11 protein-coding genes are annotated in these 11,486 nt (G+C 49.3%); 9 read left to right on the top strand and 2 right to left on the bottom strand.

Annotation, left to right across the window (positions count from 1 at the left end; genetic code table 11):
* Positions 1 to 202 precede the first annotated feature (202 nt).
* From L2712_RS13080 to L2712_RS13095, 4 genes are all read left to right on the top strand, one after another.
* On the top strand, positions 203 to 1,534 hold the full coding sequence (locus tag L2712_RS13080) for a M16 family metallopeptidase (RefSeq protein WP_248978026.1): 1,332 nt from the start codon (positions 203 to 205) through the stop codon (positions 1,532 to 1,534).
* Positions 1,535 to 1,587: 53 nt separating this feature from the next.
* A complete protein-coding gene (locus tag L2712_RS13085; protein WP_418076203.1) occupies positions 1,588 to 2,976 on the top strand; it encodes a M16 family metallopeptidase in 1,389 nt (462 codons plus the stop codon).
* Between the two features lie 155 nt (positions 2,977 to 3,131).
* Complete coding sequence (locus tag L2712_RS13090; protein ID WP_248978028.1) at positions 3,132 to 3,695, top strand: hypothetical protein; 564 nt, start codon at positions 3,132 to 3,134, stop codon at positions 3,693 to 3,695.
* A gap of 10 nt (positions 3,696 to 3,705) precedes the next feature.
* Positions 3,706 to 4,194, top strand: a complete 489-nt coding sequence (locus tag L2712_RS13095) for a hypothetical protein (protein WP_248978029.1) — start codon at positions 3,706 to 3,708, stop codon at positions 4,192 to 4,194.
* Here L2712_RS13095 and trmL read toward each other — a convergent pair.
* Positions 4,191 to 4,655, bottom strand: a complete 465-nt coding sequence (trmL, locus tag L2712_RS13100; protein WP_033540243.1) for a tRNA (uridine(34)/cytosine(34)/5-carboxymethylaminomethyluridine(34)-2'-O)-methyltransferase TrmL — start codon at positions 4,653 to 4,655, stop codon at positions 4,191 to 4,193. The two genes, L2712_RS13095 and trmL, sit on opposite strands and share 4 nt — an antisense overlap.
* A gap of 384 nt (positions 4,656 to 5,039) precedes the next feature.
* Between trmL and L2712_RS13105 the strand changes: the two genes are divergently transcribed.
* The 5 genes from L2712_RS13105 to L2712_RS13125 all read left to right on the top strand — a co-directional run bounded on the left by L2712_RS13105 (position 5,040) and on the right by L2712_RS13125 (position 8,741).
* Positions 5,040 to 5,621, top strand: a complete 582-nt coding sequence (locus L2712_RS13105; RefSeq protein ID WP_248978030.1) for a cysteine dioxygenase family protein — start codon at positions 5,040 to 5,042, stop codon at positions 5,619 to 5,621.
* Between the two features lie 856 nt (positions 5,622 to 6,477).
* Positions 6,478 to 7,551: a PIN domain-containing protein gene (locus tag L2712_RS13110; RefSeq protein ID WP_248978031.1), complete on the top strand. Its 1,074-nt coding sequence runs from the start codon at positions 6,478 to 6,480 to the stop codon at positions 7,549 to 7,551.
* Between the two features lie 117 nt (positions 7,552 to 7,668).
* Positions 7,669 to 7,959 carry a hypothetical protein gene (locus tag L2712_RS13115; protein WP_248978032.1) on the top strand — a complete coding sequence of 97 codons (291 nt, stop codon included), beginning with the start codon at positions 7,669 to 7,671 and terminating at the stop codon, positions 7,957 to 7,959.
* Between the two features lie 93 nt (positions 7,960 to 8,052).
* A complete protein-coding gene (locus L2712_RS13120) occupies positions 8,053 to 8,247 on the top strand; it encodes a glycine zipper domain-containing protein (protein WP_248978033.1) in 195 nt (64 codons plus the stop codon).
* Between the two features lie 131 nt (positions 8,248 to 8,378).
* Complete coding sequence (locus L2712_RS13125) at positions 8,379 to 8,741, top strand: cell envelope integrity TolA family protein (protein WP_248978034.1); 363 nt, start codon at positions 8,379 to 8,381, stop codon at positions 8,739 to 8,741.
* A gap of 939 nt (positions 8,742 to 9,680) precedes the next feature.
* Here the strand turns inward: L2712_RS13125 and exaC are convergent.
* On the bottom strand, positions 9,681 to 11,201 hold the full coding sequence (exaC, locus tag L2712_RS13130; protein WP_248978035.1) for an acetaldehyde dehydrogenase ExaC: 1,521 nt from the start codon (positions 11,199 to 11,201) through the stop codon (positions 9,681 to 9,683).
* Positions 11,202 to 11,486: the final 285 nt, after the last annotated feature.

Raw genomic sequence — 11,486 nt, forward strand, 5'->3', positions numbered from 1 at the left:
GCTTGAGAACAAGGCAGAATTTTTTGATAGCTAGTGATGCTACTATCGAAAATGATAATGCCGTTTTAGAGCGTTTTAACAAGCTAGGATGAGCAGTTATTTACTACGATTGGTATTTAGGTTTCAAATAGCGAGGGCATTTGCCTTGGCGGTCCTCGATACCGAGATAAATTCTATCTGCTCACGAATGAGGGAACGACAGATGATGCGAAAGATAATCGCACTGTGCCTAACCATAGGGGGATTACTCTCCGCAATGGGGGCGCAGGCTACTCAGGCTGAAGATATAAAAAGCTTCACCTTAGATAACGGCATGAAAATTATGGTGCTCGAAGATGCATCTATCCCCAATGCCAATATGTACCTGTTTTGGAAGGTGGGCTCTCGCAACGAGGTTCCTGGCATTACCGGTATCTCACACTTTTTCGAACATATGATGTTTAATGGCTCGAAAAAATATGGTCCTAAGATGTTCGACCGCACCATGGAGGCGGCAGGCGGTGCCAATAACGCCTACACCACAGAAAACTTAACCGTCTATACCAACTGGTTCCCGGCTAATGCGCTGGAAACCATCTTCGATCTCGAGGCCGATCGTATCGCCAATCTGGATATCAATGCAGAGATGGTGGAGAGTGAGCGTGGAGTGGTGGCATCTGAGCGCACCACAGGGCTGGAAAACTCCAACTGGCGCACTTTGCAAGAAGAGATCAAAGGCGCAGCCTTTCGCGCGCACCCTTACAGCTGGTCTGTTATAGGCCATGAGTCAGACATTGCCGCCTGGACCCTAGAAGATCTGGTGCAGTATCACAAGACCTACTATGCCCCGAACAATGCCGTGGTGGTGATCGCCGGTGATGTGAAGCTCAATGAGGTGAAGGCGTTAGCTAACCAATACTTTGCGCCTATTCCTGCTCAGACCCCACCTCGCGAGGTGAAGACGGTTGAGCCGCTGCAGAAGGGTGAACGTCGCGTCTTCGTGCAAAAGGCGTCGGTGAGCACGCCCAACGTGATGCTGGCCTTCCATGTACCGGCAACTTCACACCAGGATTACTACGCCCTGGATCTACTCTCCTCTATCCTCACCACAGGCAATAGTTCACGCCTCTATCAAGGGCTGGTTGAGAAGCAAGTCGCCATTGAAGTGGAGACCTATATGCCGATGAGTTTCGACCCGAACCTCTTCTATGTCATGGGCGTCGCCAATCCTGGTATCACAGCCAAAGAGCTTGAGACAGGCATGATAGGCGAGATCAATCGTATCGCCCATGAAGGCGTGACTCAGGATGAGCTGGAGAAGGTGAAAAACATCAAGTTGATGAATTTCTACCGAACCATGGAAACCATCAATGGCAAGGCCAATACCCTGGGTACCTATGAGCTCTATTTCGGCAGCTTTGAGAAACTATTTAATGCGCCAGAAGCCTATAGCAAGGTGACCCCAGAAGATATTCAGCGCGTCGCGCAAACTTATTTACGCCGCGCCAACCGCACCGTTGGCGTGTTAGCGGCCACAGAGGAGAGTGACCAATGAAGACCCTATTGACTCAATTCCCTCAAAGCCTTGCTAAGCTGGGCTCGGCCGCCATGATGGCCGGAGCGCTCACCTTGGCGGGCTGTGCGACGACGCCGAGCCAGACTGTCGATACCGGCAGCTTTAGCATGCCGGCTTACGAGCAGTATCAACTGGCCAATGGCATGACAGTCTATTTGATGCCACAAACCGAGGTGCCGCTCATCACTGTCAGCGCCGTGGTGCGCGCCGGTGCAGTCAACGACACGACTTCCGGGGTAGCCAGCATGACGGCTAAATCCCTGCTGCTGGGTGCTAATGGCAAGAGTAAGTCAGATATCGAGCAGATGGTCGATTTCCTGGGGGCCTCAATTGCCGCCGATGCGGGCAAAGAGGGTAGCTTTATCGATGCCGACTTTATGGCAAAAGATACCGATAAGCTGCTACCTCTGGTGCGGGATCTGCTGCGCAGCCCAGATTTCGACGCCAACGAATTCGACAAGTTACGCCAGCGCGAAATGGCGGGCCTGGCTCAGGAAAAAGAGAGTCCTCGAGTGGTGATCCACCGCTACTTCGACAAACTGGTGTTTGGCGATCACCCTTATGGTAATCCGGCATCGGGCAATCGGGATTCACTGGCAGAGCTGACGGTTAATCAACTGCGCGCCTTTCATATGAGTTACTACCAGCCGCAAAATATCGCCTTCTCTGTGGTCGGCGATTTCAAGCCAAGTGAGATGAAGGCTAAGCTCGACAAGCTGTTTGGCGACTGGCAGAACGGCGAGGCGATCACCAAGCAAGATCTGGCCAAGGGACAACCTCAGCTAGATGCCAGCAAGGTACTGCTGGTCAACAAGGGTGATGCCATTGAAACCACTTTCCTGATCGGCGGTAAAGGCATTAGCCGCAACAACCCTGATTACGTGGGGCTACAGGTGGTAAACACCATCTTAGGTGGCCGCTTTACCTCTTGGCTTAACGATGAGCTGCGGGTGAATGCCGGTTTGACCTATGGTGCCCGCTCAGCCTTTACCCCGTATTCTCAAGGGGGCGTGTTCAGAATCAGCACCTTTACCAAGAGTGACACCACCAAGGAGGCGATCGATCTGGCGCTGAAGACCTATGCACGTCTGTGGCAGACGGGGATAGACCAGGCGACGCTGGATTCGGCCAAGGCCTACGTTAAGGGACAGTTCCCACCTAAGTTTGAGACCAGTGCGCAACTTGCCGGCCTCTTGTCGAGCATGTACCTCTATGGCTTCGACGACAGCTTTATCAACGACTTCCAAAAGAATGTCGACGGTCTGACCCTTGCGGAAACTCATCGTTTGGTGCAAAGCTACTTCCCACAGGATAAGCTGCAATATGTGTTGATCGGTAATGCCGACAAGATAGGCACTATTGCCGCCGAATATGGTGAAGTGAAGCAGGTGGATATCGGTGCGGTTGGGTTCGCCCAATAGCCGATAGTTCATCAGGCTGAATCGATAAAGGCTCGCGGGTTACCCCCTGCGGGCCTTTTTATTGAGTGGCAAATCCCGCTGGTGAGTGCTCGCATTTCTACAGGCTTTCATCTAGGGTTAATAAAACCTTAGCTTAGTCATACTGGGAGATATGAATGGAATCTCGTGTCGAACCTACCTCGCCTGCACAACCCACAGAGCAGGCTTGTGACCATACCGATTGGTGTCACCTGCAAGAAACCACTAAGCTGCTCCTGTTAGCGACGGCGCAGATCGAGTTGTCGCTAACCGATGGCGACCATAATGTTACAGGTCTGGGGCAGCTGTTTACTGAGATGGCGGCGCATTTAACTCAAGTCAATGGCCATCTGCATGGCAAGGGCGATACTCCGAGTGATATTCTGGCTCACAGTGATAACCTTGTGCAGGCGATCGACAGCGGCGTGCAGGCTTTTCAGTTTTACGATCGCATCTCCCAGCGGCTCAGTCATGTGATCACCGCCTTAAGCCTGATGGAAGGCATGTTGGGAGATGAGAAGCGGCGTCAGTCCCCTTCGGCTTGGCAGGCGTTACAGACTGAGATCCAGGCGCATTATTCGCTCGACTGTGAGCGCGAGATGTTTGAGGCGCTATTGCGAGGCGTGCCGATGCATGAGGCACTTCAAGGTTACAGAGATAATCACCTACACCAAACTAAACAAGATGTTGAACTGTTTTAGACGACTTTTTTTGCTGTGCGCCCTGTTAGCGACGCCTATGGCGGTGGCCGATAAGATAGCCCTGTCGCCTTTCTGTCAGGCTTTAGCGGGCGAGTGGCAGGGAGAGGCGTCTCGGCCCCAAGGGCAAATCAAACCGGTAGAGGTCGAAGGGATCTGCAGCGCCGACAGGCGTCAGCTGATGCTCTCGGTGAGCCAACATGCCAGCCATCCACTGAGCGAGACCTGGTGGTTTCGTGAAGGTGATGGCGAGATCAAGCTAACCTACTTTAATGGCGTGGATGCCGACAAGATCCTCTACTTTAGCCTGTACCGCGAAGGGGCGGGATTTTCGCTTTTAGGCAAAGGGATAGTGCAGCAGCGCCCGGCGATGATCCGTCTTAATTTCACGCCTCAAGGGAGCGGCTGGTTATGGCTACAGAAGGTGCAATATCTGGATCAGGACGATGATGACTATCAAGTCTATCGCGGCATCGCACTCAATCCTATTGCTCAGGGTTAACAGGCACCCGGATAGCCGAGTTGACGCCAGGCTTCATAGCTGATGATGGCGACCGAGTTCGACAGGTTCAGACTGCGGCTGCTGGCGGCCATGGGGATGCGCAGGCGCTGGCTGGTGGGAATCGATTCGATTATCTCCATCGGCAGGCCGCGAGTCTCTGGGCCAAACAGCAAGACATCATCCTTCTCAAAAGCGATTTCGCTGTGAGGGCGACTGCCCTTAGTGGTGCAGGCCATGATGCGTTTACCCGCCATGGCGCTAAGAAAACTCTCAAAGTCTTTATGGCGGGTGACTCGGGTCAGATCGCTATAGTCCAGCCCGGCGCGGCGCAGCTTTTTCTCTTCAAGATCGAAACCCAAAGGCTCGATTAGGTGTAGCTGGCAGCCATTGTTGGCGCACAGGCGAATGATATTGCCGGTATTGGGGGCAATCTCTGGCTCATAGAGGGCGATATGAAACATCTTGGCGTACCTTTGAACGGATGAGCGGCGATTATAAGGTAAATGGTGATGGGGGAAAACCGCCCTTTTGCCGTGGGAAGTTGCCTGACTGGTGAGGGGGGGGCTGGTTAGTTGTTGTGGCGTCTGGCTGAGTTGATGTTTGCCGGGGTTATGAAGGGCTAACCTTCGCTGTTTCTTATCGCCTACCCGGCGGGTGCTTTATATGGAAGCACTAATGTCGTGATCACAGGGGCGGTGAGCTTCCCTTCATCAAGCCGATATTTTCTAAATCCCTTTATTACCCTTTTATCTTATGGCTTTCATCTTCTATCGACCTATTGCCTATTTATTGCCTTCGGCAGATCACCTAGCCTTGATTGATGGTATTTAGGGCAGAGAGTGTTTATGGAAAACATTGGCAGATTGCGGGATTTTGTTCAGTCCTTTACTCAGTTGGTTGAGCAAGTCGGTAGCGATGAGGCGGGTATCTTTACCCATGGCAAGGCGCTATTGTCGGAGCTTATTGCTCACGATGACTGGCTACCCCATGCCTTTGCTCAGCCGAGCAGCGAAAGCTATCGGCAGTATCTGCTCTATTGTGATCCTCTGGAGCGTTTTTCTGTGGTGAGTTTTGTCTGGACGCCCGGGCAGACCACGCCTGTTCATGACCATACAGTGTGGGGCATGGTGGGTGTGCTGCGCGGCGCTGAACGCTGTGAGGAATATGAGCTGGAGACTGAAACCTCAGGCTTGCGGGCGAGTGGCAGCCATGAGTTGCCCGTTGGCAGTGTCGATCTAGTCTCGCCAGATATTGGCGACATCCACAGGGTATCGAACGCCCTCGCGGAGGGGGTATCGGTCAGCATTCATGTCTATGGCGCCAACATAGGTGCGGTGCGGCGGCATATCTATGATCTCGATACCGGGGTCAAGAAGCCATTTATATCTGGGTATTCGAATAGTGTAGTGCCGAATATTTGGGGGTAATCGGGCTGATGCTTCCAGCTGCATTTGTATTTGAAGGGATTTTGAGGGGCGAACCTTCACCTTCATCAATTGCCTGCGGCAGGCTTATGTGCAAGCACTCTTTTGGCACGCTGTGAATATGTCCTTATACGCTTCACGGCGGCGTCCATGCCGCCGAGAGCCAAAAGCGCGCTTACACCGGTGTCTATAGTCTCTTCGATTTGGCGGCGTAGGGGAGGTAAGGGAGTAAAGCGTTAACTTATTTCTGCCCCAAAGTGTGCTGCCCTTAGAATGAAGGTTTGGCATTTCTATAGTTTGCTTGGTTGGCATTTGGCGACTTGCTCATTTATTAAGTGAGTTGAAAGTCGTACCTTCATGGTAACCTATCACCTGCGGTGAGCTTATGTGCAGATACGCCTGTGACACGCTGTGCGCCATCCTTGGCTGCTCTGCGGTTTCGTCCCTGAAACCGAAGGTCACCGGCGTATCTACACTCAATATCCAACGTCTCTTCGATTTGGCCGTATTGAGTGTGATGGGGGAGCTAAAAGCTGCCCAAAGTGAGTTAACCAGTTGTCGGTGGAGCAGTACCGAACTGATTTTCTGACCTAAAGATATTCATCGTTACCCCCCTGTGATGTAATTCACTACTCCCCATCAAAAACTGGATAAGGATACAGTCATATTAGAATCATAAGGATTTTGAACGATTTTCATCCTGTATTCGTGCGCGTTTTTCCAGATGGTGTATTTTAAGCAAAGGTGATAACTTCTTTGTAATACAATCAGTTAACAATGCGCGTTTTCACTGGTTTAATGAGATAAACGCGCATGCGCACTAATAAAATGTTAAATTTTAAATTGACATAGGTGTAAAATGTTAGAAACAAGAATATTGTTTATTGATACGCAATACTTTGTGAAGAGTAACTTTAATTTTTCTTCACGCCCTTTCTTAACATTAAAAGAGCTATGCCAAGAAGGGGAGCTACGATACTTATTGACAAGTGTTGTAGAACAGGAGGTCGATGGCAAAATAGAAGACTCTATTCGAGAAGCTTTAAGCTCTCTGCAATCATTCAAAAAGAAAGCTGGTGTCTTGTCGACGATTGAAGATGAACACCTCTCATCACTATTCTCTGACGTTAATGAGCCCGAGGTATATCAGAAAGCAAGTCAGGTTTTTCAGCAATACAATGCAGATTGCAATTACGAGTATGTCGAAGCTGACGCTATAGATCCGGAGCATTTGCTAGAATTGTACTTTCAGCAAAAACCGCCTTTTGGGGTTGGTAAGAAGAAAGCAGAATTTCCAGATGCAATCTCTCTCCTCTCATTAGAGAGTTATCTTGAAGATAATGAAAAAATTTATATTATCTCGGATGACAAAGACTTGAAGACATACTGTGAAGGCAATGATCGTTTAATCACATTAGACAGTTTGGAAAAGCTTCTCGATGTTTATAACCAACATACAAACGCTCGAACTGAAAAAGTAAAAGAATACATCGTGGCAGAAAGTGAGCAGATCCAACGTATGTTCAGGGATTATGTCGAAGATTGTGATATCTACAATAGTTCAACTTGGGAAGATGCAGAAGTCGAAGAGTATGAGGTCAAAAATGTTAGTGATTTTGAAATAAACGTTATTGACATTGATGATGAAGAGAGTCAAGTAACCGTTGAAGCTAGTGTTGATCTTTTTGTTGAAGTGGTGGGCCCTGACTTTGCTAATGGCACTTACGACAAAGAGGAGGGCTTCATTTATACGTTTGGTTCAACGAAAAGAGAAGAAACATTCACGTTAACACTTACAGCTGAATTAGATTTGCAATATACGTTTGAAAATGGCGAACTTCATGAACCTCATATCTCAATGTTTACAATTCCTTCATTACGTGGAAGTGTTGAAGTTAGTGTAGAAGAGCACCCTGAACCAGACTGGTACTAATTGAAATTTAACAAAGCATTTAAGAGTGATTCGCAACGCTTGGCAGTTTCGCTTCGCTCAAGTATAGCCAAGTGCCGCTCACACCTTAATGCGGCGTTATGTGGCTAAGGACAGTCAATGAATGTGTCCGTAAAAGTTACTTTTCTAGTGATTGAACGACCTCCTCATAGGTTTAGGTATACAGGTAGTATTTGGCCAAGAGTCCACTATCTAGATGGTGTTGATACTAGCTGCAGACTGATGTTTCCTGAAGATGTGGAAGCGTTTGATGGAGATACAGTCGAACTCAACATGAGTTTTCTAGATGATGAAATTCATCAATCTAAAATGTATGAGGGTATGCCGTTTGAGCTTTACATATGTAGTGTCAAAATCGCAGAGGGGCAGGTACTCAGACTTGAAATGTAGCTACATAACCAGTCGCTCAAGATTACTCCGTCAGCTACGGCTGGTTCCGTGAGACTGGCGCGTAGCAAGGCGTTAGTTGATTATGGAGTATAAATGGGTAATTGGAACAATAATGGTAGCTCTAATAATAATCCAATAGCATTTGGAATAGGTATAGGAATAGCTATTGGCTCTGGACTTGGAGTTGCTCTTGGGAATTTAGCTTTAGGTATTGGAGTTGGAATTGCAATTGGTGCAGCCATAGGCCTGGAACAAAAGAAAAAACAAGAAAAAAGTGACGATGAGTAGTCTAGTAATCAGCAACTAACAAGCGCATGTAGCAACGGGACTGCTAACAGCTTGCTCGGTTCCGCTAGGCTTCACATTTTAGCAAGCTATTATCAGCCTCTAATGCGGGCGTTCTGTTTACAAGGGCAAGTATGCGTAATCTCATAGTTCTTTCATTTCTTCTTGTACTGTCTGGGTGCAGTTCTCGTATAAATGTTCCTGATACTTGTTCAACTATCGAAGCCTGTATAAATTTGGTTAAATTGAAACTTCAGTCAAATTTGATCGTTGAGGAATCTTGGAAAGGTGAAAGCGTCTTGATCGAATTCTTTTTGGACGATGAAGGGAATGTAGTCGAGCTTAATGTGTCCACTACGACTGGATTGGCAGAATTAGAAGTTGCGGGAAGAAAAGCGGTGTATGACTCATCGCCATTTAAGGAGCTGTTAGGGTTACCTAAAAATGATTATGAAGAGTTTAAGCATATCGCTTTGACTATAAAACCATATGGGTAACCATACAAGCGCATTCAACTGGCCAAATACTGGTTGGCTCCTACGCCGCGCTTCGGATGTTAGCCAACCAGCATTTGCTCGTTAACGCGGGTGATATGTAGAAATTTCACAAAGGAAGTTTATGATGAATTTAAACGCAACTCTCTGGGGGCAAATCCTCTTCGTCTTAGCGCTAATAGTCATTTTTTTACAGTAAGGTTTGCACAGGGTAAAGCGAGCAATGTTCCTTTGGTTGGCTTTTATGCATTTCTACTAAACTTCTTAATTCCGCCTGGTGGCTGGATTTATTGCGGCTATTGGTATTTTAAAAAGTCCTAACTGAGAGCGGTTAGTTTCAATGTAGGCTTTCGAACGCCAACTCGTTTCTGTCCAATTGAATTTTAGTGTCAGGCTATCCATTAACGTTTAATCGAAGAGACGATAGATATCAGTGTCAGCGCGCTTTTGGCTCTCGGCGGCAAGGACGCCGCCGTGAAGCCTCCAGGGACGGAATATCGGCGTGTCAAAAGAGTGCTTGCACATAAGCCTGCCGCAGGCAATTGATACACCATGAAGTCATGGTTCAAGGAAACCCTTCAAACAGCAAGGTAGTGTGATGCTCACTTACTAAGACCTTCGCTGAAAGGCCATTCAGATCCCCTCGAGCTGCACCTGCTGCAGGCAATTAATACACCATGAAGTCATGGTTCAATGAAACCCTTTAAAACAGCAAAGTAGTGTGATGCTCACTTACTAAGACCTTCGTTGAAAGGCCATTAAGATCCCCTCGCGCTGCACCTGCCACAGGCAATTAATACACCATGAAGCCATGGTTAAAATCACCCTTTCCAAGTCTCAAATTGGTTTGATGTAGCTACTTAGATAGCTGTCCCTTAATGAAGGGATAGCGCCTGCTGAGATCCTGTTTCAGCAGGCTTTGGGTTGAGCCAGATTGCTAGGTTAGAAGAAACCTAGCGGGTTGACGTCGTAGCTGACGAGCAGGTTCTTGGTGTTCTGATAATGGCTGAGCATCATCTTGTGAGTCTCGCGGCCGATACCTGACTTCTTGTAGCCACCGAAGGCCGCGTGAGCTGGGTAGGCGTGGTAGCAGTTGATCCACACGCGTCCAGCCTGAATGCCGCGGCCCATGCGCTGGGCGCGGTTCATGTCGCGGGTCCAAACGCCGGCGCCCAGGCCATACTCGGTATCGTTAGCGATGGCCAGTGCCTCGGCTTCATCCTTAAAGGTGGTGACCGAAATGACGGGGCCGAAGATCTCCTCCTGGAAGACGCGCATCTTGTTGTTGCCCTTGAGAATCGTCGGTTCGATATAATAGCCGCTGCTCTGATCCCCTGATAGCTGACAACTGGCGCCCCCTATTAACACCTCGGCGCCTTCGCTTCGACCAATTTCAAGGTAACTTAATATCTTATCGAACTGCTCCTGTGAGGCCTGGGCACCCACCTGAGTTTCGCTGTCCAGCGGGTTGCCCTGCTTGATCGTCTTGGCACGGGCGATAACCTTGTCGATAAACTTGTCGTAGATCGATTCGTCGATCAGTACTCGGGACGGACAGGTACAGACCTCACCCTGGTTGAAGAAGGCCAGCAGCATGCCTTCTACCGCCTTATCCAGGTATTCGTCTTCTTGATCCATCACATCGGCAAAGTAGATATTAGGCGACTTGCCGCCCAGCTCGACGGTAGAGGGGATCAGCGATTCGGCGGCGCACTTGAGGATATGGTGGCCGATCTGAGTCGAGCCGGTGAAGGCCAGCTTGGCGATACGCTTGCTGACCGCCAGTGCCTGACCCGCCTCGGTACCGAAACCGTTAACGATATTGAGCACGCCAGCAGGTAGCAGATCTTGGATAAGTTCGACCATTACTAAGATAGAGACAGGTGTCTGTTCGGCGGGCTTAAGTACGATGCAGTTACCGGCGGCCAGCGCCGGGGCGATTTTCCAGGCAGCCATCAGCAGCGGGAAGTTCCAGGGAATAATTTGGCCGACGACCCCGAGTGGCTCGGGGAAGTGGTAGCTGACGGTATTGCTGTCGATATCGGCGGCGCTGCCTTCCTGGGCGCGGATACAGCCCGCGAAGTAACGGAAGTGATCGACAAACAGCGGTAGATCCGCATTGAGGGTTTCGCGCACCGCCTTACCGTTCTCCCAAGTTTCGGCCACCGCGAGGAACTCCAGGTTTTGCTCGACACGATCGGCGATCTTCAGGAGTAAGTTGGAACGTTCGGTGACCGAGGTCTTGCCCCAGGCATCCTTGGCGGCGTGGGCGGCATCCAGTGCCAGCTCGATATCGCGTGCATCGGATCTGGCTACCTGACAAAACACCTGGCCATCGACAGGTGAGCGGTTATCAAAATATTCTCCGCCCACAGGCGCGACCCATTCACCCCCAATGAAGTTGTCGTAGCGGCTGTTGAAGTTAACGATGGCATCTTTGCTGCCTGGCTTGCTATAGATCATCTTGAGCTTCCTTGTATGGTTTTGTCTTGTCGAAAGACGCCTCTGGCGGGCGTCCTATTTTTATGTTTAAAAAACAACAGGTTTAAATTTTTTATCTCTGCCCCAATCGAGTGTCACGTTTGTGTTCAATAGGGCTCAGATTCCCTTTAGCTATCGTAAGAACTAAGGCAAAGCCTAGGCCAAACTGGCAGGAGTTGTGCTGTGGGATTAGTAACAGTATGATGAAAAACTAATTTTTGATGTCCGAATGTGCGTGGTCCAGGAAGGGGTTGCACTGGCAGTTGG

This window comes from Shewanella marisflavi (assembly GCF_023283925.1).
Taxonomy (GTDB): domain Bacteria; phylum Pseudomonadota; class Gammaproteobacteria; order Enterobacterales; family Shewanellaceae; genus Shewanella; species Shewanella marisflavi.